The sequence below is a fragment of the Duganella sp. AC917 genome (assembly GCF_979258245.1).
The window spans coordinates 1,462,305-1,486,630 of sequence record NZ_OZ409848.1; the positions used below are offsets into that span (position 1 = coordinate 1,462,305).

General features: G+C 64.6%; 22 protein-coding genes. 15 read left to right on the forward strand and 7 right to left on the reverse strand.

Annotation, left to right across the window (positions count from 1 at the left end):
- Positions 1 to 115: 115 nt before the first annotated feature.
- Positions 116 to 1,012, reverse strand: coding sequence for a LysR family transcriptional regulator (locus tag ACZ0BA_RS06530; RefSeq protein WP_463450512.1), 897 nt, complete (start codon positions 1,010 to 1,012; stop codon positions 116 to 118).
- 118 nt (positions 1,013 to 1,130) lie between these two features.
- Between ACZ0BA_RS06530 and ACZ0BA_RS06535 the strand changes: the two genes are divergently transcribed.
- From ACZ0BA_RS06535 to ACZ0BA_RS06555, 5 genes are all read left to right on the forward strand, one after another.
- The gene (locus ACZ0BA_RS06535; RefSeq protein ID WP_463450513.1) at positions 1,131 to 2,000 is read left to right on the forward strand and encodes an SDR family oxidoreductase; all 870 of its coding nucleotides are present in this window, start codon (positions 1,131 to 1,133) and stop codon (positions 1,998 to 2,000) included.
- A 151-nt stretch (positions 2,001 to 2,151) separates the two neighbouring features.
- On the forward strand, positions 2,152 to 3,240 hold the full coding sequence (locus ACZ0BA_RS06540) for a catalase family peroxidase (protein WP_463450514.1): 1,089 nt from the start codon (positions 2,152 to 2,154) through the stop codon (positions 3,238 to 3,240).
- Positions 3,237 to 3,773 carry a cytochrome b gene (locus tag ACZ0BA_RS06545; RefSeq protein WP_463450515.1) on the forward strand — a complete coding sequence of 179 codons (537 nt, stop codon included), beginning with the start codon at positions 3,237 to 3,239 and terminating at the stop codon, positions 3,771 to 3,773. The genes ACZ0BA_RS06540 and ACZ0BA_RS06545 overlap by 4 nt, the downstream gene beginning before the upstream one ends.
- A 300-nt stretch (positions 3,774 to 4,073) precedes the next feature.
- Entirely contained in the window at positions 4,074 to 4,754 is a 681-nt protein-coding gene (locus ACZ0BA_RS06550) for a type 1 glutamine amidotransferase domain-containing protein (protein WP_463450516.1), read from the forward strand.
- Positions 4,755 to 4,846: 92 nt separating this feature from the next.
- A complete protein-coding gene (locus tag ACZ0BA_RS06555; RefSeq protein ID WP_463450517.1) occupies positions 4,847 to 5,608 on the forward strand; it encodes an alpha/beta fold hydrolase in 762 nt (253 codons plus the stop codon).
- A 36-nt stretch (positions 5,609 to 5,644) separates the two neighbouring features.
- Here ACZ0BA_RS06555 and ACZ0BA_RS06560 read toward each other — a convergent pair whose 3' ends face one another.
- The 3 genes from ACZ0BA_RS06560 to ACZ0BA_RS06570 form a co-directional block, all read right to left on the reverse strand.
- On the reverse strand, positions 5,645 to 6,271 hold the full coding sequence (locus ACZ0BA_RS06560) for a pyridoxamine 5'-phosphate oxidase family protein (protein ID WP_463450518.1): 627 nt from the start codon (positions 6,269 to 6,271) through the stop codon (positions 5,645 to 5,647).
- Between the two features lie 64 nt (positions 6,272 to 6,335).
- A complete protein-coding gene (locus tag ACZ0BA_RS06565; protein WP_463450519.1) occupies positions 6,336 to 7,508 on the reverse strand; it encodes an FAD-dependent oxidoreductase in 1,173 nt (390 codons plus the stop codon).
- Between the two features lie 218 nt (positions 7,509 to 7,726).
- Positions 7,727 to 9,850, reverse strand: coding sequence for a TonB-dependent receptor plug domain-containing protein (locus tag ACZ0BA_RS06570; protein WP_463450520.1), 2,124 nt, complete (start codon positions 9,848 to 9,850; stop codon positions 7,727 to 7,729).
- Between the two features lie 158 nt (positions 9,851 to 10,008).
- On the opposite strand from ACZ0BA_RS06570, the gene ACZ0BA_RS06575 reads away from it, so the two are divergent.
- On the forward strand, positions 10,009 to 11,085 hold the full coding sequence (locus ACZ0BA_RS06575) for a sensor histidine kinase (protein ID WP_463450521.1): 1,077 nt from the start codon (positions 10,009 to 10,011) through the stop codon (positions 11,083 to 11,085).
- Positions 11,086 to 11,087: 2 nt separating this feature from the next.
- The gene (locus ACZ0BA_RS06580) at positions 11,088 to 11,882 is read left to right on the forward strand and encodes a LytR/AlgR family response regulator transcription factor (protein ID WP_463450522.1); all 795 of its coding nucleotides are present in this window, start codon (positions 11,088 to 11,090) and stop codon (positions 11,880 to 11,882) included.
- Between the two features lies 1 nt (position 11,883).
- On the opposite strand, the gene ACZ0BA_RS06585 is transcribed toward ACZ0BA_RS06580, so the two are convergent.
- Both ACZ0BA_RS06585 and ACZ0BA_RS06590 read right to left on the reverse strand, forming a co-directional pair.
- Positions 11,884 to 13,245 carry a chloride channel protein gene (locus ACZ0BA_RS06585; RefSeq protein WP_463450523.1) on the reverse strand — a complete coding sequence of 454 codons (1,362 nt, stop codon included), beginning with the start codon at positions 13,243 to 13,245 and terminating at the stop codon, positions 11,884 to 11,886.
- A gap of 275 nt (positions 13,246 to 13,520) precedes the next feature.
- Complete coding sequence (locus ACZ0BA_RS06590; protein WP_463450524.1) at positions 13,521 to 13,781, reverse strand: pentapeptide MXKDX repeat protein; 261 nt, start codon at positions 13,779 to 13,781, stop codon at positions 13,521 to 13,523.
- A gap of 163 nt (positions 13,782 to 13,944) precedes the next feature.
- Between ACZ0BA_RS06590 and ACZ0BA_RS06595 the strand changes: the two genes are divergently transcribed.
- The 7 genes from ACZ0BA_RS06595 (at position 13,945) to ACZ0BA_RS06625 (ending at position 22,155) form a co-directional block, all read left to right on the forward strand.
- Positions 13,945 to 14,529, forward strand: a complete 585-nt coding sequence (locus ACZ0BA_RS06595) for a sigma-70 family RNA polymerase sigma factor (RefSeq protein WP_463450525.1) — start codon at positions 13,945 to 13,947, stop codon at positions 14,527 to 14,529.
- Positions 14,526 to 15,167, forward strand: a complete 642-nt coding sequence (locus ACZ0BA_RS06600; RefSeq protein ID WP_463450526.1) for an NrsF family protein — start codon at positions 14,526 to 14,528, stop codon at positions 15,165 to 15,167. The genes ACZ0BA_RS06595 and ACZ0BA_RS06600 overlap by 4 nt, the downstream gene beginning before the upstream one ends.
- A 129-nt stretch (positions 15,168 to 15,296) precedes the next feature.
- Positions 15,297 to 16,232: a TIGR03571 family LLM class oxidoreductase gene (locus ACZ0BA_RS06605; RefSeq protein WP_463450527.1), complete on the forward strand. Its 936-nt coding sequence runs from the start codon at positions 15,297 to 15,299 to the stop codon at positions 16,230 to 16,232.
- A gap of 49 nt (positions 16,233 to 16,281) precedes the next feature.
- Complete coding sequence (locus ACZ0BA_RS06610) at positions 16,282 to 16,638, forward strand: GNAT family N-acetyltransferase (protein ID WP_463450528.1); 357 nt, start codon at positions 16,282 to 16,284, stop codon at positions 16,636 to 16,638.
- A gap of 208 nt (positions 16,639 to 16,846) precedes the next feature.
- Positions 16,847 to 19,186: a family 43 glycosylhydrolase gene (locus ACZ0BA_RS06615; protein WP_463450529.1), complete on the forward strand. Its 2,340-nt coding sequence runs from the start codon at positions 16,847 to 16,849 to the stop codon at positions 19,184 to 19,186.
- Positions 19,187 to 19,342: 156 nt separating this feature from the next.
- A complete protein-coding gene (locus tag ACZ0BA_RS06620) occupies positions 19,343 to 20,524 on the forward strand; it encodes an aldose epimerase family protein (RefSeq protein WP_463450530.1) in 1,182 nt (393 codons plus the stop codon).
- A 209-nt stretch (positions 20,525 to 20,733) separates the two neighbouring features.
- Positions 20,734 to 22,155: a glycoside hydrolase family 88/105 protein gene (locus tag ACZ0BA_RS06625; protein ID WP_463450531.1), complete on the forward strand. Its 1,422-nt coding sequence runs from the start codon at positions 20,734 to 20,736 to the stop codon at positions 22,153 to 22,155.
- A 30-nt stretch (positions 22,156 to 22,185) separates the two neighbouring features.
- Here ACZ0BA_RS06625 and ACZ0BA_RS06630 read toward each other — a convergent pair whose 3' ends face one another.
- A complete protein-coding gene (locus tag ACZ0BA_RS06630) occupies positions 22,186 to 23,100 on the reverse strand; it encodes an alpha/beta fold hydrolase (protein ID WP_463450532.1) in 915 nt (304 codons plus the stop codon).
- Between the two features lie 244 nt (positions 23,101 to 23,344).
- On the opposite strand from ACZ0BA_RS06630, the gene ACZ0BA_RS06635 reads away from it, so the two are divergent.
- Positions 23,345 to 24,289: a dihydrodipicolinate synthase family protein gene (locus tag ACZ0BA_RS06635; RefSeq protein ID WP_463450533.1), complete on the forward strand. Its 945-nt coding sequence runs from the start codon at positions 23,345 to 23,347 to the stop codon at positions 24,287 to 24,289.
- Positions 24,290 to 24,326: the final 37 nt, after the last annotated feature.

Genomic DNA, 24,326 nt, shown 5'->3' on the forward strand with positions numbered 1-24,326 from the left:
GGGCCGGCTGGCGATGCAATTGCGCCTCGGGTTATTCCATAAGCATGCCCGAGGGGCGGATTGCGCCGCCAACCGGCAGGTCTTGCGCGTGAACAGCAGAGTACTGTATTCGGTTTCAAGCGGGCGTGATATAGGCGGCCAGCTCGTCTGGCGTACCGTTCGGAAAAGCCTCCCTCAGGTAGCCGAGGAACGCGGACACGCGGGCACTCAGTAGCCGCCTGGAGGGATACAGCACCCACAGCGCGACATCGGGTGCATCGATATCACCCCAAGCCACCAGTGAACCGGCCGCGAGGTCGCCGAGCACCAGCGACAGCGGCAGGCGCGCGGCGCCGGTACCCAGCCGAACTGCGTCGCGCACCATGAAGTGCGATGACAAACGCAGCACCGTCTCGACGGCGACGGTCGACTTCCCCGCCGGCGCCGCCAGGCTCCACACCGTGCTCATATCGCCCGTCCCGCGCGCCACGGCCGGCACGGCGGACTGGTCCGTCGGCCGGTGCAGATCCGGGTGCGCCACCACGACCAGTCGATCGCGCAGAAAGATCCGTCCAACCAGACTGGCATCGGGATCCGGATTAACGCGGATGACCAGGTCGTAGCCTTCCTCGACCATGTCGACCGCGCGGTCGTCCGTGGTGACCTCCAGCCTCACCTGGGGATATTTCAGCGCGAAGCCAGCGGCCAGTTTGCCCATGGCGGCGTGTGAAAACAGCAGCGGCGCGCTGATCCGCAACCTGCCTTGGGGCGTCTCGCCGCCCGACACGATCGCCGCCACCGTCTCGTCGACTTCCGCCAGCAAGGCCCAAGTGCGCTCATGAAGTGCGCGCCCCTCCTCGGTCAGCTTTAGCGAGTTGGCGCCCCGCTCGAGCAGGCGCAGGCCGAGACCGGCCTCCAGTTCCGCGACCCGGCGCGAGAGCGTGGCCTTGGGGCGGCCGGTGGCGCGGGCGGCCCGTCCAAATCCGCCGTGCCGGGCAACGAGGTTGAAATCGGTCAGTGCGAGCAAATCCATGTGTTCCACCAGTGAGACGCCAAGTCTCATTATGCCATCTATCGGACCATGTGCGGTACCGTTACTATGGAACTGTCTTCCAAGCACATCTTCTCAAACACCACTCAGGAGAAATACCATGACTATCCTCGTTACCGGCGCCACCGGCCGTGTTGGCCGCCAAGTTGTCCAGCAACTCGTTACCCGTGGCGCCGACGTGCGCGTCCTCGTTCGCGATCCGTCGAAGGCCGACTTTCCGGCCAGCGTGAAAATCGTCAAAGGCGATCTGCTCGATATCGATTCGCTGCGCAGCGCCTTCAAAGGCGTCAGCACGCTGTTCCTGCTCAACGCGGTGGCCGGTGACGAATTCACCCAGGCGCTGATCACCCTCAACGTCGCCCGCGAATCGGGCGTCGATCGGCTGGTCTACCTGTCGGTGCTTCATGCCGACCGCTTCGTCAACGTGCCGCACTTCGCCGTCAAGCTGGGCGCCGAACGGATGATCGAACAGATGGGCTTTGGCGCCACCATCCTGCGGCCGTCGTACTTCATCGACAACGAGCACATGGTCAAGGACGTCATCTTCCAGCACGGCGTTTATCCGATGCCGGTGGGCGGCAAAGGCGTGGCCATGGTCGACGCCCGGGACATCGCCGAAGTCGCGGCGATCGAGTTGGTCCGCCGCGAGCAGGCACCGGGCAAGCTGCCGAGCGAGACCATCAACCTGGTCGGTCCGGACACGCTCACCGGCGCCGCGGTGGCGTCGATCTGGTCCAAGGTGCTGGGGCGTCCCGTGGTCTATGGCGGCGACGACCCGACCGGGTTCGAGCAGAATCTGGCGACCTTCATGCCGAAGTGGATGGCCTACGAGATGCGCCTGATGGCCGAGCGTTATGTCAGCGACGGCATGATCCCCGCAGCCGGCGACGTCGAGCGTTTGACCACGATACTCGGCCGCCCGCTGCATTCCTATCGCGACTTTGCCCTGGAAATCGCTCCGGCGGCCTGATCCGCCAGTAAAAGCCGGCGGCACGGGTGATCCCGGCCGCCGGTGCGTTGATACATGCCAGAAACAAATAGTAATCTGGTAGTAATGATAAGGCCGCTAAAATCGGTGCATTGATGTCATCCGCCATCGAACCAACGAAAGCCAGACCGACATGCCAACCCCCACGCCCACGCCTCGCCGTGGCTCCCTGATTCTGCTATTACCGATCGCCCTGATCCTTGCCGTCCTCGCCGCGCTGTTCGCGTGGGTCGGCGGCTGGTTCGGCAACCACAATCTGACACCGCAAAAAATGATGGACTTCGCCGAAGGGTCGGGCAAGCAAGCGGCCGGCTTCCGGCGCGCGCACAGCAAGGGCGTTTGCTTCGCCGGGACCTTCGCGCCGACGGCCGAAGCGGCCAAATTGTCCAAGGCGCGCGCATTCTCGCAGCCGTCGATCGCCGTCATCGGCCGCTTTTCCTCGTCGTCGAACAACCCGTACGCGCCCGACGGCGCCTCGCCGGTGCGCGGCATGGCCGTGCAGCTGAAAACCGACGACGGCCAGGAGTGGCGCATCGCGATGAACAGTTTTCCGTTCTTTGCCGCCGCCACCCCTCAGGCATTCCAGGCCATGAACGAGGCCGGCAAGCCCGATCCCGCCACCGGCAAGCCCGACCCGGAGAAGATGAAGGCCGTGCTGGCCGCCAATCCGGAGATCGCCGCGTTCCAGGCGTGGGCCAAATCGGCGCCCAGGTCCGATAGCCTGGGCAGCACCCGTTTCAACGGCGTGAACGCGTTCCGCCTGACGGACGGGCAGGGCGCCGATCGCATGGTGCGCTGGTCGATGCGTCCACGGCTGCCGTTCGTCGCGATGACGCCGGACCAATTGAAGGCCGCCGATCCCGATTTCCTGATTGAAGACCTGAACCGGCGCCTGGCCGCCGGCCCGCTGGTCTGGGACATGGTGGTGCAAATCGCCGCCCCCGGCGATCCGATTACGGATCCGTCCAAGGCCTGGCCCGACACACGGCAGGAGGCTACCCTCGGCACCTTGACGCTGGCCCATGCCGAGCCGCAGGCGACCGGTCCTTGCCGCGACCTCAATTTCGACCCGTTGATACTGCCGGTGGGTATCGCCGCCAGCGATGATCCGGTCCTGCATGCCCGTTCCGCGGCCTACTCGGTGTCGTTCAACCGCCGCGAACGCGAAATCAGCCAGGGCAAAACCACCCAACCTGTCGCCCAGAACGGGAGCGCCCGATGAACCGTCCACGCCACTTCAACCTGCTCGCCCGGGTGCTGCACTGGTCCATGGCACTTGCCATCCTCGCCATGCTGTTTGTCGGCGCCGGCATGGTCGTCTCGCTGCGCTACCGCGACCAGCTGCTGGATCTGCACCGTCCACTGGGCATCGCCATTCTGCTGCTGGCCATCGTGCGACTGGTCAACCGCCTGACCCGGCCGACGCCGGCGCTGCCGGCCGACCTGCCGGCCATCCAGAAATTCGCCGCGCACGCGTCGCACTGGCTGCTATATGGACTGATGCTGGCGATGCCGTTGATCGGCTGGGCCATGCTGTCTGCCGGCGGCTATCCGATCACGATGTTTGGCGGCGTGCACCTGCCGGCAATCCTGCCGCATAGCCCGGGAGTGTACGGTTTCCTGCGCCCGCTGCATGGCGTCCTGGCGTACCTGCTGTTCCTGACCATCCTGGCCCACCTGGGCGCGGCGCTGTATCACGCCTGGGTACGTCGTGACGAGGTCTTCGGGCAGATGGCCAACGGCGAGCAGAGGTAAACTGCCTTGCGCGCCTGGGTGCTTTCAGTGCTCAGGCGCCCGCCCATATAACGCGAACTCGGCGCTGCCCGAGACGGCGATGCGCTGAGGGCGGGCGCATCTTTTTTTGAAATAGTTGTAGACGACTGGTCTAATCGGTGCTAAAGTACCTCCCATGAACACACGAGATGAAGCCCGGTCGATTTCAACCGGGTGGGAGGGGACGGCGATGACCGGCTTTTTTTTACGGTCGGCCTAGACGACTGGTCTACTCCGGCGTGATGTACTTACCTTGCTTCCTAACTTCTTTGGAGAACTAACATGAAAAAAGTACTGATGGTTTTGACTTCCCACGACACGCTGGGCAACACCGGCCGCAAGACCGGCTTCTGGCTGGAAGAATTGGCCGCGCCGTATTACACGTTCAAGGACGCCGGCGTCGAGGTGGTGCTGGCCTCGCCTCTGGGCGGCCAGCCGCCGCTGGATCCGAAAAGCAATGAGCCGTCGTTCCAGACCGCGCAAACGCATCGCTTCGAAGCCGACGCCGCCGCGACCGCCCAACTGGCGGCCACCGTTCGGCTCGATAGTGTCAACCAGGCCGATTTCGACACCGTGTTTTATCCAGGCGGCCACGGCCCGCTGTGGGACCTGGCGGAAGACCGCAACTCGATCGCGCTGATCGAGTCGTTCCTGGCCGCAAACAAGCCGGTGGCGCTGGTCTGCCATGCGCCAGGCGTGCTGCGCCATGTCCAGACGCCGGCCGGCCGCCCGCTGGTCGAAGGCAAACAAGTCACCGGCTTCACCAACACCGAGGAAGAGGGCGTCGGCTTGACCAATGTTGTGCCGTTCCTGGTCGAAGATGAGCTCATCGCCAAGGGCGGCGTGTATTCCAAAGGTCCCGACTGGGGCTCGTACGTGGTCCGCGACGGTTTGCTGATCACCGGCCAGAACCCCGGCTCGTCGGCGGAAGCGGCAGCCCTGTTGCTGACCCAGATCGCCTAAAACCATCGCGGCGCGCCGCCATGCGGCCGCCGCGACAACTATCCGAATCCGATGACCTACCTTCTTTATTTGTTTATTTTTGGAGACTCGCCATGAAAACCGTTACCCGCATCGCCGCTTCACTCGCCCTCGCTTTCGCCGCCGGCACCGGCAGCGCCGCCATGGCCGCGCCGGTCAAAAACATCGTTTTGGTTCACGGCTTCTTCGCCGATGGTTCCGGCTGGCAGGGCGTGGCCGACATCCTGACCAAGGACGGCTACAACGTCGCTGTCGTGCAGCAGCCGGAGACCTCGCTTGCCGACGACGTCAAGGCGACGGCAAGCGCGATCGACGCCATGACTGGCGACAGCATCCTGGTCGGCCACAGCTATGGCGGCATGGTCATCACCGAAGCGGGTAACAATCCGAAAGTGGCGGGGCTGGTGTATGTGGCCGCCTTCGCGCCGGACGCCGGGGAGAGTCTGCTCGACCTGGTCAAGAAAACGCCGCCGGCCAGCGATGCGATCAAGGCCAGCGCGGACGGTCACCTGTATTTCGAGCAATCGCTGTTCCACGCGGACTTTGCCGCCGATCTGCCGGCCGCCACGGCGCGCTTCATGGCGATCTCGCAGGTGATGCCGGCCGTGCAAACGGCAGGTGCGCCGGTCACGCAGGCGGCCTGGAAAACCAGGCCGAGCTGGGCGATCGTGTCGACCGCCGACCGCACCGTCAATCCCGACCTGCAGCGCTACATGGCCAAGCGCGCAGGCAGCACGACCGTCGAGATCAACGGCAGCCACGCGGCCTTCATCGCCCGTCCGGCCGATGTCGCCAAGGTCATCGAGCAGGCCGCCGCCAAGGTTGGCAAGCAGTAATGAATCGCCAAGGGCGCGCCGCCTGTCGCGGTGCGCTCAATACAGCGTGCTGCGCTGGCGGGCCGGCAGCTCCGCGTCGTATTTGTCGCCATCGATGCCGTTTTTACTAAGCGCGGCAAGAATGGCGCCTGGGCTGGGCAGCGCCGTGTCGCGCACCGCCGCCGCATCCCACAGGCGTGAGCGCAAAATCGCGCGGGCGCACTGGAAGAACACCGACTCCACCTTGATCGCCAGCACGCACTTTGGCGCGTTGCCGTCGACCGCGAAGCGCTCCAGCAACGCCGGTGTGACCACGATGCTGGCCCGGCCCTGAACGCGCAACGTTTCACCGTGCCCGGGAATCAAAAACAGCAGCGCCACGCGCGGATCGGCGACCAGGTTACGCAAGCTGTCGATGCGATTGTTCCCGCGCCGCTCCGGCAGCAGCAGCGTCGTCTCGTCTTCCACCACAACGAAACCGGGCGCGTCGCCGCGCGGCGAAGCATCGAGTCCGTCCGGGCCGTTGGTCGCCAGCACCGCGAACGGCGAGGCAGCGATCAAGGTGGCGTAGTGCGGATGGATGAAAGTCGCTTCCTTGGTGATCGACGGGGCCGCCGGCCGGTCGAACAATGCCTCAAGGTCGGCGAGGGTGGCGATGGTGTCACGCTGCGGGGTGGCTGTCATGAGATATCCGGTCCGGTTGGGCGGTCTCCATGGTCTCACAACACGGCCGGCGGCGGCAACTTCGTCAGCGTGCCGGGTGGACCGTTGTACTGAATAATTCGACGACGCTGCGGGGCGCGTCCGGCCCGAAGAAGCGCTGATGGTTCTGCGCTGTCTGCGCCGCGACCGATGCGCTGCGCGGGAACAGGTCTCGTTCGTAGCAGGCGAGTGCCGCCTCGATATCGTCAGGATAGGTGCTGATCGCCTTGCCCAGTTCTGCGCCATCGTAAATCGCCAGGTTGGCGCCTTCGCCCGCGAAGGGCGACATCAAGTGGGCCGCATCGCCCAACAGCGTAATACCGGCAACGCGCGGCCATCGATGGGAGATGGGGAGCGCATATATCGGCCGGACCACCGGCTCGGTCTCGGTGTCGGTGATCAGCGCCCGTAGTGGTGCCGCCCACTCCTTGAACTCGTCGGCGAGGCGCGCTAGCGCCGATGAGGGGACGCTGACGTCAAGCGCATCGATCCAGGCCTCGGGCCGGTTCAGCGCGATATAGGCGTGCAAAGTCCCGTTTGCGTACCGGTGCGCCAGAATGCCTTGTCCGGGCGCTACCGCCATCAGCGTCCCCGGTCCGACTGCGTCCGCGCTGGCTTTGTGCCGGGTGTCGCCGTCGAACAGGCTGGTCTCGATGAAGGTGGTGCCGACATATTCCGGCCGGGCTGCGGAGAGCAACGGGCGCACCCTCGACCACGCGCCGTCGGCGCCGACCAACAGATCGCAAGTCGCCGTCGAGCCATCGGCAAATAGCAGTTCGGTTTGCGCACCGCCCGGACGCGCGGTCCCGGTGAGCTTGCGGCCCCACCGGATGGTACCGGGCGGCAGGGACTCGATGAGCAGTTGGCGCAAAGCGCCCCGGTCCACCTCGGGCCTCGCGAGATTGCCCAACCCGGGCCGGTCCAGCAAGACATCGCCATGTTTATCGACGACGCGCTTGGCATCCTCGCCCGGCAGCACGATATCGAGGAATTTTTCGTACAAACCTGCCGTCCGCAGTCCTTGCTGACCGTTGTATTCGTGGATGTCCAACAGGCCGCCTTGCGTGCGGGCGCGTGGCGACGCCTCGGCTTCATAGATCGTCGCTGCGATACCGTTGATGTGTAGAACCCGTGCGAGCGTCAATCCGCCCAGGCCGGCGCCGACAATGGCGATACTCAGTTTTGAGGTGGATTTTGAGGTGATAACAGGATGATTCACGGCGCGTTCCAATAAATACGGGCAGATCCGGTGGCGGGCCTGTTCGCAATAAGTTCCGACGGATGTCGGGGGAAACGCTGGCCGATCCGGCAGAATTGCCGGTCGGCGTGTGCGCGGCCATCTACACGGTGGCGTGGATGGCCGTTTTTCGCGGTCTTCGATGATGAGTATGGCACAGCTTTGCGCAACGGCCAAGCGGTGCCCGGCGCGTCCCTGGGTTATTGCTGTACCTCATACTGCAATCGGAAAAGCGGGCGCTCCCTGCCCAACGACAGGCGGGTACTTGCGTACACGCCGTCGTCATAACGTTGACCGGTACGACGCGCCGACTGCAGCAGGTTGGCCACCGTGAAGCGCAGCCGGCCGCTTGCCGCCGGCCAGGTTGCATAGGCTTCCAGCTCCCGCACCACGCCGGTCTCCTGGACCAGCGACTGTGCTGTTCGCGCCTGCCAGCCGCCGACAAAACGGAGATTCGCGCCCGCGCCGCGGTTTTGCGGCATGCGCAGATCGAGCCCCAGGTTGGCGGTCAGCGGCGCTTGATTGGCAAGGCGATTGTCCGGACCGGCGAAGCCGTCAACGCGTGACCAGTTGCGGCCCAGATTGGTCCTTAGTTCGATCGTGGTTCCGTTGGCCGATGCCAGCTTGAACGGGACGCGCGCGTCAATCTCCACACCGTGCACACTGGCGACGCCGCCGTTGGACGGGCTGCTGATCCAGACGCCGTTTTCCTGCCAGACCCTGAGCTGCACCACGTCTTGTATCCGCCGCACATAGGCCGACACGCTGACCATGGCATCCTGCGAAAAATAGGATTCGAGGGCGCCATCCAAGCCCCAGGCCAGCTCGGGACGCAGCGATGGATTGCCCTGATAGTCCGGCTGCGTCGGTCCGTTGTCGTTGTTGACGGTGTAGCGGCGCGGCACCAGGTCGCGTGGTTGCGGCGCCTTGTACGTGCGCGCGAGCGCGAGGCGCAGCTGGTCGCGCGTGCTGCCAGGCAGCTTCCAGAGTACTTGGGCCACCGGGCTCCACACGCGAGAGGCGGTCGCGGCGTTGCCCGGGCCCCAGGTGCGCGTCTCCAAACCCTCCCAACGCAAGCCGAGATACGCTTGCAGGCGCGGCGTGACGCTCCATTCGTCCTGCGCGAACATCGCTACCTGCCCGACGCTGGCGTTGTAGTCCTGATCCAGCCTATACATGGGCGCGGCATCCGGCGCCTGTGGGTTTGTGTCACGCTGATGGCGGCTTTCCTCGCGCCGCACATGGGACGCGTCCCAGCCGATCGCAATGTCGTGGCCGGCGGCCAGCGGTGTCACATATTTGCCGCTGGTGGTGGCGCGGCGCTCGCCGGCGCGCGATACGACAGCGCGATCGAGCCAGGGATTGCCGCCGGCGTCGATGCCTTGGAAAAGGTAGTCGCCGTCCCGGTTGTTGAACTCGATGCCCGCCTTGAGCGTCAGACTGCCGGTGTCGAAGCGATGCGTCCAGGCCAGGTTCGCCTTCGCCAGCCAGTTTTTATAGAGCGCTCGCCAGCCGGATTCGGGAGACGCGGTGGGCGCTCCTTGCAGCGTGGTCTCGGCCTGCGCCGCGCGCGCGTCCAGATGCGACAGGTCGAACAGACCTTGCCAGGTCAACGTGTCGCCGCCGTCTAGTTTGAGGTCGGCGCGTGGCGCGGCGCTGAAACGACGGGTACGGCTGCGATTGTCATCGTCCAGGCGGCGCACGTCCGCGAGACCGGCATCGTCGGTTCGTTCGTCGGTGGCCGAGCGGTCGCGCCGGCGCGTCTCGCTGGCGGTTGCGGTCACGCCGTAGCCGAGCGCGCCGCTGCGTCCGGTCCATTGCGTGGTGGCGGCGGGGCTGGTGGCGCCGGCCTGCCGTTCGGCGCTGATCTTCGCCGTGCGCCGCGCCGCGCCAGAGACCTTGCGTAATATGATGTTGAGCGAACCGGCCACCGACTGCGTGCTGGAATCGACTTGCGCGCTGCGCTGGATCTCGACGCGCTCGATCAGCTCGGGCGACAAGGTGGCGATATCAAAGTTGGTCGGCGCCGGCTGGCCGTCGATGAGGATTTGCGTGTACCCGCTGCCAAGACCGCGCATGCGTATCTCGCCGCCGACGATGCTCAGGCCCGGCTGCCGCTTCAGCGCATCCGACAATGTGGTTTCGCCGTAGCGCTGCAGGTCGTCGCGGCCGATCACGATGCGCCCGACGGCATCGTCGCGGCGCAGTTGGCTGCTGGCGGGCCCGCGCACCTCGACCTGCTGTGTCGGCGGTGTGTCGTCGCCGGCCACGGCGGCGAGGCTGAAAGCAAGAAGCGGAATTGGTCGCAAGATGGAAAAACGCATGGGGTAGTCGACTGAAAGTTGGGGAGCGGCCAGCGTAGCGCAAGCACGGTCGCTCCCACACCGGTGTGTGACGAGCACCGCTTGCCGTGGGATGAACGGGGTCAAGGCGGCCGGGGGCGGCTGATATACTTTGCCAACTAAATCAACAATAACTACTCATGTCCGCTACTTTGCGCGCCCTTGTAATTAACTTCGGACTGTGGACGCTGCTGTGCGCCGTGGCGGGCATCAGCACCTACGGCGACGCGACGCTACACGGCGACGCCCGCAGCTACTGGATGATGACGCTGGGCTGGTGGTGCGGTTACGCGGTGATGATGGTACAAAGCTATGTGCTCTACCTGATCTATCGGCGTCATCCCGACTGGCTCGCCACGCGTCGGCGCATCGTTCGCGGTTACCTGCTTTACTTGGCCGTGTGTTGGCCGGTCGCGATGCTTGGCCTGGCCTATCGGCGCTGCTTCAAGGTTGACCTGGCGCCTAACCTGCCGAACGCGTGGAACTACTTGATTTCGATGGGTAAATTCGAGTGGTTCGTGGTGTTCGTGTTGTTGACCCTCGCATTTGGCGTCGTCGTGGCGGGCCTGCTGTGGCAGCAGCGGCAGGCGCAGACGCGCGAACTGGCCGATGTGCGATTGGCGCTGGAGCGGCAGCGCCTGGCCGCGCTGCGCGGACAGCTCGAGCCGCACTTTGTTTTTAATACGCTCAGCGCGATCGGCGCCATGGTGCGGACCGACGACAAGCCGCTGGCGCTGGAAGGCCTGTCGCGCTTTGGCGACTTGCTGCAGTACGCCCTGTTAAGCAGTGAGCGCGACTGGGTCAGCGTAAAACAGGAGCTGCAGTTCGTGCGCGATTACCTGGAGCTGCAACATCTGCGTTTCGGTGGGCGCCTGCGCGTCAGCATCGAGGGCGACGATGTGTTGGACGAGGACGTGGAGTGTCCGCCGATGCTGCTGCAGCCCTTGGTCGAAAACGCGTTGCGGCATGACCTGGAATGCCACGCCGATAGCAGCGATATCAGCGTGACGTTCGTGCGCGACGGCGAATTCCTGCTGGTTCGGGTGAGCAACCCGATCTTCCCCCAGGCAGCGCCGGCTGCGGGACTGGGGATCGGCTTGCGCGGGATCCGGGCCCGGCTGGGACTGGCCTATGGCAAGCTGGCGTCGCTCGATGTGGCGCGCATCGATGGCCGCTTCGTGGCCGGACTGCGGCTTCCATGGCAAGTGATGGATTGACGATGGCTTTTAAAGTACTGATTGTCGACGACGAGGCGCACGCGCGCACCAATCTGCGGATGTCGCTGGCGCCGCTCAGCGAGTGGGTGGTGGCGGGCGAATGCCCCAGTGCGGCCGCCGCGCGCAGCTTCATGCAAACGAACGACGTGGACCTGGTGCTGCTCGACGTCCAGATGCCCCAGGAGTCCGGGGTGGAGATGGCCCGTTCCCTGAGCCGGCTGGAACTGCCGCCGCTCATCGTGTTTGCCACCGCCCACCGGGGCCATGCGCTCGAAGCGTTCGACACCCATGCGCTGGACTACATCGTCAAGCCGGTCGACGAGCGGCGCCTGCACGAGGCCATGTCGCGCGCGCGGGTGCTGCTGGAACAACGCGCCATGTACACCCGGGCTTTGCGCCAGTTCACCGATCCCGCGCCCGGGTTCTGGCGTGAACTGATCGTCAGGTCGGTGGGGCGGATGGATAAAGTGGCCGTGGAGGATGTGCTGTGGATCGAGACGGCGGGGAACTACGTCGAGCTGCATCTGGCCGGGCGTACGCTGTTGCACCGGACCACGTTGACCGAACTGGTGCAATACCTCGACCCGGAGCAGTTCCTGCGTATTCACCGGCGCATACTGGTCAGGCGGGATCAGGTGCTGGGACTACGCCAGGAGCAGGAGGGCGGCTACGTGGTAGCGCTGCGCTGCGGGCCGTCACTGCCTGTCAGCGAGCGCTACTGGACGAGCCTCAAGTCCGGGCTGGAACGGACGATGCTCGCGTCACGGACCACTTCAGTGTCGGATCGCGAGGTTTGAATTACTGCTCGCCCATCGTGGCTCCGTTCTGAGCTCGGTAGACCCGGCGTGGCGGCAGCTGTATCAACGCCAGCGCCGCATACAGCGGCGGACTGAGCACACGTGAGACGGTGCTGGCGACGACCGCGCAGGCCATCAGGCTGAGCACCATGCCATGACCGTCTACCATTTCCATCACGATGATGAATGCGGTGAGCGGCGCTTGCGTGGCGGCGGCCAGGAAGCCGACCATGCCGAGCGCGATGACGGCCGGGGCGTACGGATAGCCGGTAAGCACGGCGACGTCGTGGCCGAGCGCGGCGCCGATGGACAGCGATGGCGCGAAGATGCCCGCCGGCACACCCGACCAGGCCGTCAGCCAGGTGGCGATGAACTTGAATAGCGCGAACCCGACCGGGACGTCGGCATGGCTGTCGAGCAGGGCACGCGTTGCTTCGTTGCCGCTGCCATAGGTGGCGCCACCGGTGACCACGCCGATCAGCGCCACCGCCAGCCCGCAACCGATGGCGAAGCGCACGGGAAAGCGCTGGCGCCAGCGGCTGGGCCGGTCCGGCGAGGTGCCGCGCAGCGACGCCAGCAACAGACGGGCGAACAGGCCGCCCGCCAAGCCGGCGACCAACGTCACCAGCAGGCCCGGGCCGACCAGGGCCAGCCCGATCGGGCCGGGGTGGATGACGCCGAAATGGGTGCCGTTGCCATACACCGAAACGGCGATCAGGCCGGCCAGCACGATGCCTGAAACGATCAGGCCGCTGTTGCGCTGTTCGGGCGTGCGCGACAATTCTTCGATGGCGAACATGACGCCGGCCAGCGGGGTGTTGAATGCCGCCGCGATGCCGGCGGCGCCGCCGGCCACCAGCAGCGAATGGGCGCTGACGCCGCTGCCGCGCGGCAGCCAGCGACGCGCCGCGAGCATCACGCCGGCGGCGATCTGCACCGACGGTCCCTCCCTTCCCAGCGACAGGCCGCCCAGCAGACCGGCCGAGGTCAGACCGATCTTCGCCACGCTCAGGCGCAACGAGACGAGCAGCGGCCGCCTACCGCCGGATAGCTCCGGCGCCAGCGCGGCCATGACCTGCGGAATGCCGGAGCCGCCGGCGCCGCGCGCGTAGCGACGCGTCAGCCAGACGATGACGCCACAACAGGCCGGCGTCCATAGCAGCGGCAGCCACCAGGCGGCGCCGGCCATCTGCACGAACAGCGCCAGGGCGGTGCCGGCCAGCCAGGTGAAACCGACCACCACCAGACCCGCCACGGCGGCCGCGCCCACCACCACGGTGCGCACCATCCACACTTGTGGCGAAGCGAACTCGCGCCGGAAAGCGCTGCGCATGTCATGGGGTGACTTGTCTGGTGGATGCACGGTGCGCACTCCGGAATAAAATTGCTGATCGGTGCACGGAAAGGGCTGGCGTGTCCGAGCCTATTTGGACAGCATTTTCCGCAACCGTTTGCGCATGTCGCGCTCGCTTTGCATCACAACTCCTCAACTCGTGGCAAATTATACCTTAGCAAGTTTGATATTCTTTTCAGCGGTGCGTACCGACGGCGCCGCTCTATTTGCTCGGCGCGCTTATCATGTTCGCCGCGCCGCCGTGACCGGGAACGGCGACACGTCCGCACCCCGGCCGCCGGCGCTTATTTCTTCATCGGATCTTTCGCCATGTCGTCCTTTTTCATGTCGTCTTTCTTCATCTCGTCCTTGGCCATGGCGTCCTTCTTCATGTCATCCTTGGCCATTTTGTCGTGATGCATGGGTTTTTTCATGGTTTCCTTCTTCATGCCGTCTTTGGCCATGGCGTCCTTGGACATGTCGTCCTTCTTCATCGCGTCCTGGGCGTAGCTGGCGCCCGAAATCATCAGGCAGGCGGCAAGCAGGGTGGTCGTCAGTTTGTTCATGGTCATTCCTTGTCAAGTTAAACTACGTGATTGCACGACATCGGCGGCAACAGCAACAAACCGAGCGTGCAACATGAAGTTCGCGACAGCGTGGCGATTGGTTACAGCCGGGCCGAAAGATACGTAAAAATAATTCGCACGCGTAATGTAACCAAAGGCCGGGATGCGACGAATAGAAGAGGTGGACCACCTGCGCTTGACCGAATTACGCCTGCATGCCTTGTTTTTACAGGGCAGGGACGGTGACGCCCTGGCTTATCGCCGGTTTCTGACGGCAACGGCCACCCATTTACGGGCTTTCCTGCGCCGGCGCCTGAGCCGCTGGCCCGACGAGGTGGAGGATCTGGTGCAGGAAGCGCTGCTGGCCATCCACAACCAGCGGCTGAGCTACGACACCGCCGTGCCGCTGACGGCGTGGGTCTATACCATCGCCAGGTACAAGCTGATCGACTGGCTGCGCCGGCATGCCCGGCGCGACAGCCTGCACGACTCGCTCGACGAAGTGGACGAAGGCGAGGGTGCGCTGTTTTCCAGCGCCGAGGCGGAGGCCGGTGACGCGCGCCGCGACCTCGCCAAGATGCTCGGCCTGTTGCCGGCCAAGCAACGCGATGCGATCATCCATACCAAGCTGGACGGTCTATCGACGCGGGAAGCCGCCGCGTTGCTGCAGATGTCGGAGTCGGCCGTCAAGGTGTCGGTGCATCGCGGAATGAAGACATTGGCCACTATCCTGAGAGGTTCGCCATGAAGACAGAGGATTTGATCAACATGTTGTCCAGCGGGCCGGATGTGGCGCTGACCGCGCGGCCGGTGCGCGCCACGGCGCTGCCGTTGCTCGGCGCCCTGGTCGCCAGCGTCTTGCTGATGCTGGCGATATTGGGCGTGCGGCCGGACCTGGGCCTGGCGCTGACAGCGCCGGCGTTCTGGCTGAAGCTGGGTTTTTCGCTGGCGTTGGCCGGGGCGGGCGGCTTGGCGGTCAAACGGCTGGCGGCGCCCGGCGCCGACGTCCAAGTACTGCCGCTGTTGATTGCCGGGCCGGTGCTGGCGCTGTGGGCGGTGGCGGCCGTGGTGCTCTGGCTGGCCGCGCCGGAGTGGCGTTCGGACCTGTTCTGGGGCAGAACCTGGCGCTATTGCCCGCTACTGATCGCGGTGCTGTCGCTGCCATTGTTCGTCGCTGCCCTGCATATCCTTCGGAGACGGGCGCCCACCCGGTTGCGACTGGCGGGAGCGGCGGCGGGATTTTCCGCCGGCGCTGCGGCTGCGGTCGTGTACTGCCTGCACTGTCCGGAAATGAGTCCTGTATTCGTCGGTTCCTGGTATCTGTTGGGCATCCTCATTCCGACCGCCCTGGGCGCGGCGATTGGTCCGCGCGCACTGGCTTGGTGACGCCGCCAGGGACGCGACTGCCCGGTTAGCCCCCTCCAAGTCCCCGGCGCCCGAAGGCACGATCGCCCTCGATAGGGCATGATGTTGGATGGAATGCCAACATCGCCAGGACTCGTTTCCCTATATACCATGCTCCCAAACTATAACCGCGCTTATAACCACGTACTGGGCACCGGCTTGACGCTCGGTTTGATGACGCCGGCCCCGATGCCCTCGTCAACGCCTGCCGATCCCGTCGAGGCACGCCTGACCGCAAGAATCGCCGAAGCGGCCGGATTTGCCGCTTTGTGGACGCGCGACGTGCCGCTGATGATCCCGCAGGAGGGCAATGTCAGCGCGCTGGACGACCCGTTCCTCTGGCTCGCCCATCTGGCCGGCGCCACCGAGCGTATTGCCGTGGGCACCGCCGCCGCCGTGCTGCCGCTGCGTAATCCCTTGCACCTGGCGAAAGCGGCGCTGTCGCTTGATCGCCTCTCAGGCGGAAGATTTATCCTTGGGCTCGGGTCCGGCGACCGGCCGGCGGAGTTTGCCGCATTCGGCAAAGACGTTGCGGAGTCGGCGGCCCTCTACCGCGAGGGCTGGAACATTGTGCGTGCGGCGCTCAACCCGAACGCCGAAGCGCACGCGGCGCTGCTGGGTCACACCGGCGGCTTCGAAATCCTGCCCCGTCCGGCCACGCAGATTCCAATGATCGTGGTCGGTTCGTCGCGCCAGTCGCTGCAATGGACCGCCGCCAACGCGGACGGCTGGGCCTCCTACCACCGGGAAGAAGAACGCCAGCTCGGGCGCATCGGGTTATGGCAGCAAGCGCTGCGAGAGCGGGGCAATGGCATCGACAAGCCGTTTATCCAGTCGCTGAACCTCGAATTGCTGGCCGACCCGCACGCCGCGCCGGAAGCCATTCCGCTTGGCGTGCGCAGCGGCCACGTGGCGCTGACACATTATTTACGGCGGATGGCCGAGGTGGGCGTCTCGCATGTCATCGTCAACGTCAGCGGCCGGACGCGGCCTGTTCACAGCGTATTAAAAGACATTGGCGACCACGTGATTCCGGCGATTGCCTAGCGCACGCCGCAAACTATTAATATATGTCTAAATATTGCAGTCGCGGGAGTTGTACGGCGACGACGCACAACCAGCGCGTATCCTCGGGTATTGCGCTCTTTCCGCAGCGGAGTTGCACTTGCATGACCTCCAGGGTGACGACCGCAAGCGGCTGCCCAAGTATCCTGTGCCGGCTATTCGAGTTGCGCGTCTGGCTGTGACGCAAGAAGCGAAAGGTCGGGGACATGGGCAATTGCTGCTGGCCCATGCCGTCAATGTGGCGCTATCCGTGCGGAAGACATTGGGCGTGCGCGTGCTGGTCGTCGATGCGAAGGATGTCCGGGCGGCCGCGTTCTATGAGGGTTTCGGGTTCCGTCGCACAGCAGGCGAAGCCTTGACGCTGTATTTGCCTATTTGCCGATCTTGATAGACCTCGTATGCCGCCCGATGACAATTGCCATCCTGTCCGATGCTCATTTGGCTATCGCGACGCCATAAAAGGTCATTGGACACGCTGTTTCCATCGATATATCGTGCAAAGCCGACCATGGGATTTGCGGACCGCTTCCGGCGACAAGGAATGCGTCCGTGGTCACCGGCGGATAAAACGATAAAAATATCAATGGAGACAAAACGTGACCACATCCTTCTCGCTATGGGGAGCCGCCGCTGTATTGGCGTCCTCCATGCTGTCCACCCAGGCCGCCGCGCAAGCGCCGACCGTCCCGGTAACCTTCCTCAACGCTTCCGTCCACGATCCCTCGGTGATCAAAACCGATGGTACTTATTATGTGTTCGGCTCGCACCTTGCGTCGGCCAAGAGCAAGGACTTGATGCGCTGGACGCCGATCACCGATTCGGTCAGCGCCACCAATAAGCTGTTCCTGAACGGTTCGAGCAACGTCTATACGGAGTTGGCCGAGACATTCAGCTGGGCGCAATCGAATACGCTGTGGGCGCCGGACGTGATTCGTCTGGCCGACGGCAAGTTCTATATGTACTACAACGCTTGCAAGGGCGATTCGCCGCGGTCGGCGCTGGGCATCGCCGTGGCCGACAAGATCGAAGGCCCGTATGTGAACAAGGGCATCATCCTCAAATCCGGCATGTGGGGCCAGGCCAGCTATGACGGCACGGTCTACGACGCCCTCAAGCATCCGAACACCGTCGACCCGAACGTGTTTTTCGACAACGGCGGCAGGCTGTGGATGATCTACGGTTCCTACTCCGGCGGTATTTTCATCATGCAGATGAATCCGGTCAACGGCACGCCGCTGCCGGGGCAGGGCTACGGCAAGCGACTGATGGGCGGCAACCACAGCCGGATCGAGGGCGCTTACGTGATGTTCAGCCCCGTGACGCAGTACTACTATATGTTCACGTCGTTCGGCGGCCTGGACGCGGCCGGCGGCTACAACATGCGCGTGTCGCGCGCCACCTCGGCGGACGGCCCGTACTTCGACGCGCAGGGCGTCAACATGGCCAACGTCAAGGCCGATCCGACCAAGCCGCTGTTCGACGACGCCTCGATCGCGCCGTACGGCGTGAAAATCATGGGCAATTTCCTGTTCGAGCGCAAGCTTGGCGAGCCGGGTACCGGCATCGGCACCGGCTATGTCTCGGCGGGCCACAATTCGGCGTATTACGACGCTGCCACGGGCAAGCATTTCCTGATTTTCCACACCCGTTTCCCCGAGCGCGGCGAACAGCACCAAATCCGCGTGCACCAGATGTTCATGAACGCCGACGGCTGGCCCGTGGTGGCGCCTTACCGCAACACCAATGAAACCCTGGCGCCGGTCCAGCACGGACACGTGTTTGGCGACTATATGTTCGTCAACCATGCCAAGGATATCTCCGCCACCATTAAGAAGTCGAAGTTGATCACGCTCAATGCGAACGGGACGGTCAGCGGCGCCGCATCGGGCAACTGGGCGCTGGTGGGCGCCAACCAGGCCGAGATCAACCTGGCCGGCTCGCCGCCGTTCAAAGGCGTATTCCTCCAGCAGTGGGATGAAACCTCGCAAAGCTATGTGATGACGTTCTCGGCGACGTCGCGCGACGGTATATCCATCATGGGCAGCCGCCTGACGCCGCGCAGCGACATGCAGACGGTCAATGCCATCGCCGACCAGCTCACGCTGGGCAACACCAACGCGGTCACCGGCGACATGACGCTGCCGACCAGCGGCGCGCGCGACGCGGCGATCACGTGGACGTCGTCGAATCCGGCCGTGTTGAGCAACACGGGGCAGGTCACCAGCCCGGCCAGCGATGTCGCCGTCACGCTGACGGCCACCATCACCAAGGGCCAGGCGCGCGTGGTCAAGTCGTTTGTCGTCACCGTGCGCAAGCTCGGCGGGATGATTGCCCACTACGCCTTCGACGGCAACCTGGGCGATTCGACCGGCGCGTTCGGCGCCGGCGCGGTCATCGGCGCCAAGATCGATGTCGGCGGCGGCAGCCTGGCCTACGAGCCGGGCATGAAGGGCAGCGCGGCGGTCTTTAACGGCGCAACCGGTGTGCGCTTGCCGAATGGGTTGATTTCCAGCAACAACTACACGGTGGCGATGTGGCTCAAGCCGGCCCAGTTGACGGCATTCACCACGACCTTCTTCGGCGCCCGCAACGGCGATTCGTGGGTCAGCCTGCTGCCGAAGGGGCATGATGGCGTCGGCGGGGCCTCCATGCTGTGGTCCGGTACGGCATGGTATGACGCCGGCCTGGGCATGAATATCCCGGTCGGGCAGTGGTCGCACGTGGCGTTCACCGTCAAGAACGGTGCCGTTAATATCTATGTCAACGGCGCCAAGCGGTTCAACGGCGTGAACTTCCCCAACGTGTTCACCACCACCACCGGCGTATTCGCGCTGGGCGTGAACTGGTGGGACGCGCCGTACAAGGGCTCGATGGACGACTTGCGCATCTACGGTGCGGCATTGACCGACGGCGAGATTTCCAGCCTGGCGCGCTGATTCGGGTAGCAACGCGCCGGCCTCCGCATATCGGGCTGGCGCACTTTTTTTGCCGAGAAGGCCGCTCCCGGGCGCCGGACGGTCAGCTCAGCATTTATCATAGGCACAACCGGCATCCGCCGGCCGCCCATTTTTTAACGGACACCTCACCTAAACATGACTATCTCCACCAGACCCGCCAAGATTTTCCTGCTCAGCACCCTGGTCGGCCTCAGCGCCTGCAGCCAAGTGCCATCCCGCGACGACGCCGCGCCAGCGGGCGTGTCGTTGTCGCGCATGCCCTTCGGCACGCTGTCGAACGGCGCCAAGGTCGAGGCCATCGTCCTGAAGAACGCCGGCGGGCTGTCGGCCACGCTGATCTCCTACGGCGCGACGGTGCAGAGCCTGCGCTTCCCGGACAAGCAGGGCAACGCCGCCGATCTGGCGGTCGGCTACGATACGCTGGCCGGCTACGAGGCCACGCCGGGCTTCACCAACGTGACGGTGGGCCGCTACGCCAACCGCATCGCCAACGGCACGTTCGCGCTCGACGGCAAGAAGTTCGCGCTGGCGGTCAACGAGGCGCCCAACACGCTGCACGGCGGCACCATCGGCTGGGACAAGCGCAACTGGGTCGTCAAGAGCGTCGCGCAGACGGCCGACAAGGCGTCGGTGACCTTCACGCTGACGTCGCCGGACGGCGACCAGGGCTTCCCGGGCACCGTGGTGGCCGACGTGACGTACGAGCTCAATAACAAGAACGACCTGACCATCCGCTACGGCGCCAGCACCGACAAGCCGACCGTGGTCAACCTGACCTGGCACAGCATGATCAACCTGTCGGGCATCCCGGCCACGCGCCTGGCCACCGACGCCGACTTGACCATCGAGTCGGATGCGATCCTGCCGGTCAACAAGACCTTGATCCCGACCGGCGAGCCGCTGCCGGTGGCCGGCACGCCGTTCGACTTCCGTACCCCTGGCAATGTGACCGAGCGCGTGCGCATGCAGCATCCGCAGCTGGCGCTGGCCAACGGCGGCATCGACCACAACTACCTTCTGCGCGGCGGCAAGACCGCCACGCCGAAGCCGGCCGTCAAGATCGAGGATCGCCAATCCGGACGTGGCCTGAAGATTTCCACCACCGAACCGGGCATGCAGGTCTACACCGGCAATTTCCTCAAGGGTGAAATCACCGGCAAGGGCGGCCAGAAGCTGACCAAGTACCAGTCGATCAGCTTTGAGGCGCAGGGTTATCCGGACAGCCCGAACCAGTCGGCGTTCCCGACCACCCGCGTCGATCCGGGCCGCGACTATACGCAAACGACCGTGCTGCATTTCTACCAGCTCGAGAAGTAATCCCGCAAGCAGTTCATCCCGCCACATTCGCTGCGGGGCCTCAACGCAGGCCCCGCCGCGACATCTCCCCGCTCAACAACTTGATTATTGCCAATTTTCGGCCGGCGCCCCATAGGAATTCATCGCCGTTCCCGTCATATTGTTATCCGCGCGCCGCAGCCGCGCCATTCCATACCAGATAGTCATTCGAACCGAAGGAGAAGGCATTGTTGAACACGTTGAAATTGCGCCGTGGCGTGGCCGCCGCGCTGCTTGCGGGACTGGCGCCCGTGGCGTTCGAGGTCGCGGCGCAGGACGCGCCGGTCGCGCAGGAAAAGGGCCCGGCGGCCGCCGACGCCATGCTGCATGCGCTGGAAGTGCAATATCCAACCCCGTATCGCGCGATGGACCGCAATGAAGTCAAAGCCGTGCTGGACCGCGTGTTCGACTATCTGGACCGGACCACTCCCGCCGAATTGATCCACAAGACCAGCGGCGCCCCGGTCACCGACCTGACGCAGCCGGACCCGGACGCCGTCCTCAAGCCGGGCGATTTCCGCCTGACCAGCTACGAATGGGGCGTGACCTATCTGGGCATGCTGGCGGCCGGCGCCGCCACCGGCGACCAGCGCTACACCGATTACACGCTCAAGCGCCACCAATTGCTGTCGCAACTGACCAAAACCTATGCGCCGGTCGTGCAGGCCGACCCGAAGAACGCGCTCGCACCGATCAAGAGCTTCCTCAACCCGCACGCGCTCGACGACGCCGGCGCCTTGTGCCACAGCTTCCTCAAGGCCAAGCTGGGCGGCGCCAAGGTCGACTACACGCAGATGGTCGGCATCTGCGGCGACTTCGTGACCAAAAAAGAATACCGGCTCAAGGACGGCACGCTGGCGCGCGGCGGCCCGGACGGCAATGGCGGGCGCAAGATGCGGCCGCTGGCCGACACGCTGTGGCTCGACGATATGTTCATGGGCGTGCCGACGATGGCCTACCTGGGCGCGGTCACCGGCGACCGTCGCCATTTCGACGACGCCGCCCGGCAGGTGCTTCAGTTCTCCAAGCGCATGTTCAATCCGCAGCTGGGCATTTACATGCACGGCTACGTGGAAGGGCTGCGCGACCACCCCGAGATGCACTGGGCGCGCGCCAACGGCTGGGCGGTAATGTCGATGGTCGAGATCCTCGAGGTGCTGCCGAAGGCTCATAAACAGTACCCGGCGGTGCTGGCGCAACTGCGCGCGCATATCAAGGGCCTGGCGTCATACCAGACGCGCGACGGCTTCTGGCGCCAGTTGATCGACCGGCCGGACACGTACCAGGAAACCTCGGCCACTGCGATCTATACCTATGCGATCGCGCGCGCCGTCAACCGTGGCTATGTCGATGCGCAGATGTACGGTCCGATGGCCAACCTGGCGTGGAACGCGGTGGCCAGCAAGGTGACCGCCAACGGCCAGATCGAGGGCATCTGCGTCGGCACGGGCATGGCGTTCGATCCGGCGTTTTACGCTTATCGGCCGACCAGCGTCAAGGCGGCGCATGGCTACGGTCCGACCCTGCTGGCAGGCGCCGAGATCATCGAGATGAACAAGAAGTTCAAGTTCGGACTTAATGACAGCGGCTTGATGTACCAGGGAACCCGGTAGGTACGGCGGACGCCGTAACGGCCAGCCGGATCAAGGAACGAGAAATTGATTCAGTTCGGCCAGCACGTCGTCCGGGCATTCTTCCTGCAGCGTGTGGCCGCAATCGAGTGCGCGCCCGCGCACGTCGGCGGCTTTGTCGCGCCAGGTTTGCAGCACGTCGTACAGCGCGCCAACGGTGCCGCGTCCACCCCACAACGCCAGCACCGGCATCTGTAGCCGGACGTCGGCGTCGGCGGCGTCGTGTTCCAGGTCGATGTCGGCCGCCGCCCGGTAATCCTCGCAGATCGCGTGACGCGTGCGCGGATCGAGATAGCAGCGCAGGTACTCGGCGAAGGCCGCCGGCTCGGTCGCGCCGGGCACCTTGTTTTGACCATCGATGTGGGTGCGCAGGAAGAACTCGGGGTCGGCGTCGATCAGCCGTTCCGGCAGCGGGTAGGGTTGGATCAGGAAAAACCACCAGAAATAGCGGGTCGCGAAGGCCTTGTCGGTGCGCGCGTACATGGTCGCGGTCGGGGCGATGTCGAACACGGCCAGCCGGGTAACGGCGGTTGGATGGTCGAGCGCCAACCGATGCGCGACGCGGCCGCCACGGTCGTGTCCCACGAGCGCAAAGCTTTCCAGCCCCAGCGCCGTCATCAACGCGACCATGTCGGCCGCCATGGCGCGCTTGGAATAGTTGATGTGGCGCTCACCGCCGTCGGGCTTGCCGCTGTCGCCGTAGCCGCGCAGGTCGGGGGCGACCACCGTGTGGCGTTGCGCGAGCGCGGGTGCGACCTTGCGCCACGTGACATGGGTTTGCGGATGGCCGTGCAGCAGCAACAGTGCCGGTCCCGTGCCTGCGGTGGCGAAGCGGATCGTCACGCCCGACGGCGCGACGAAGTCATACAGCGCGTAGCCGTCGAGGAACGCGGAAGGTCCGGCCGGGGTCAAAACTACGGATGTCAAAGCGACCATGGTGAATAGTAGGCTGTTGTGGTGACGCTAGTATCGCATTCCTCGGTGCGCACGTCCCGGCGCTAGTCTTTTTCGAAAAATCCTGATTTGGTCACCATGGTCGAATTTTTTATCTTCATATAAATCAATGGGTTAATGCAAATGGGTCGCTTTTCGATTTTTCAGATTGTATAAAATATCCAAAAGCATTATGATTTGGCTCTCCACCCACCACGTCTATTTGAAGGAAAGCACCATGAGCGACAATATCTTCACCGGCACCATTCCGGCCCTCATGACCCCTTGCACCCCCGAGCGCGCGCCCGATTTCGACGCGCTGGTCAAGAAGGGCCGCGAGCTGGTCGACCTCGGCATGAGCGCGGTGGTGTATTGCGGCTCCATGGGCGACTGGCCCCTGCTGACCGAAGCGCAGCGCCAGGAGGGCGTCGCGCGCCTGGTCGCCGCCGGCGTGCCGACCATCGTCGGTACCGGCGCGGTCAATTCGAAAGAGGCGGTGTCGCACGCAGCGCACGCGGCCAAGGTGGGCGCCAGCGGCCTGATGGTCATTCCGCGCGTGTTGTCGCGCGGCGCCTCGCCGGCCGCGCAGAAGGCGCACTTCGAGGCGGTGCTGTCGGCCGCGCCGAAGCTGCCGAGCGTGATCTACAACAGCCCGTACTACGGCTTCGCCACCCGCGCCGACCTGTTCTTCGAGCTGCGCGCCAAGCATTCGAACCTGATCGGCTTCAAGGAGTTCGGCGGCGCGGTCGATTTGCGCTATGCGGCCGAGCACATCACCAGCCAGGACGAGAACGTCACCTTGATGGCGGGCGTCGACACCCAGGTGTTCCACGGTTTCGTCAACTGCGGCGCCACCGGCGCCATCACCGGCATCGGCAACGCGCTGCCGCGTGAAGTGCTGCAACTGGTCGCGCTGTGCCGCAAGGCCGCCGAGGGCGACGTGACCGCACGCCGCCAGGCACGCGAGCTGGAATCGGCATTGGCGGTGCTGTCGTCGTTCGACGAGGGCACCGATCTGGTACTGTTCTATAAGTATTTGATGGTGCTTAACGGCGACAAGGAATACACCTTGCACTTCAACGAGACCGACGTCCTCAGCGACAGCCAGCGCCGTTACGCCGAGATCCAGTACAAGCTCTTCCAGACCTGGTACGCCGGTTGGTCGAAAGAGGTCGCAGCCTAAGGCGCAGCCGATTTCCTGCGGTGGCGACAATATAATT

What these genes read in the sequence shown, in the direction of transcription:
- ACZ0BA_RS06530 (WP_463450512.1), bottom strand. Translation starts at nt 1,012, where the DNA reads ATGGATTTGCTCGCACTGACCGATTTCAACCTCGTTGCCCGGCACGGC.
- ACZ0BA_RS06535 (WP_463450513.1), top strand. Translation starts at nt 1,131, where the DNA reads ATGACTATCCTCGTTACCGGCGCCACCGGCCGTGTTGGCCGCCAAGTT.
- ACZ0BA_RS06540 (WP_463450514.1), top strand. Translation starts at nt 2,152, where the DNA reads ATGCCAACCCCCACGCCCACGCCTCGCCGTGGCTCCCTGATTCTGCTA.
- ACZ0BA_RS06545 (WP_463450515.1), top strand. Translation starts at nt 3,237, where the DNA reads ATGAACCGTCCACGCCACTTCAACCTGCTCGCCCGGGTGCTGCACTGG.
- ACZ0BA_RS06550 (WP_463450516.1), top strand. Translation starts at nt 4,074, where the DNA reads ATGAAAAAAGTACTGATGGTTTTGACTTCCCACGACACGCTGGGCAAC.
- ACZ0BA_RS06555 (WP_463450517.1), top strand. Translation starts at nt 4,847, where the DNA reads ATGAAAACCGTTACCCGCATCGCCGCTTCACTCGCCCTCGCTTTCGCC.
- ACZ0BA_RS06560 (WP_463450518.1), bottom strand. Translation starts at nt 6,271, where the DNA reads ATGACAGCCACCCCGCAGCGTGACACCATCGCCACCCTCGCCGACCTT.
- ACZ0BA_RS06570 (WP_463450520.1), bottom strand. Translation starts at nt 9,850, where the DNA reads ATGCGTTTTTCCATCTTGCGACCAATTCCGCTTCTTGCTTTCAGCCTC.
- ACZ0BA_RS06575 (WP_463450521.1), top strand. Translation starts at nt 10,009, where the DNA reads ATGTCCGCTACTTTGCGCGCCCTTGTAATTAACTTCGGACTGTGGACG.
- ACZ0BA_RS06580 (WP_463450522.1), top strand. Translation starts at nt 11,088, where the DNA reads ATGGCTTTTAAAGTACTGATTGTCGACGACGAGGCGCACGCGCGCACC.
- ACZ0BA_RS06590 (WP_463450524.1), bottom strand. Translation starts at nt 13,781, where the DNA reads ATGAACAAACTGACGACCACCCTGCTTGCCGCCTGCCTGATGATTTCG.
- ACZ0BA_RS06595 (WP_463450525.1), top strand. Translation starts at nt 13,945, where the DNA reads ATGCGACGAATAGAAGAGGTGGACCACCTGCGCTTGACCGAATTACGC.
- ACZ0BA_RS06600 (WP_463450526.1), top strand. Translation starts at nt 14,526, where the DNA reads ATGAAGACAGAGGATTTGATCAACATGTTGTCCAGCGGGCCGGATGTG.
- ACZ0BA_RS06605 (WP_463450527.1), top strand. Translation starts at nt 15,297, where the DNA reads ATGCTCCCAAACTATAACCGCGCTTATAACCACGTACTGGGCACCGGC.
- ACZ0BA_RS06620 (WP_463450530.1), top strand. Translation starts at nt 19,343, where the DNA reads ATGACTATCTCCACCAGACCCGCCAAGATTTTCCTGCTCAGCACCCTG.
- ACZ0BA_RS06635 (WP_463450533.1), top strand. Translation starts at nt 23,345, where the DNA reads ATGAGCGACAATATCTTCACCGGCACCATTCCGGCCCTCATGACCCCT.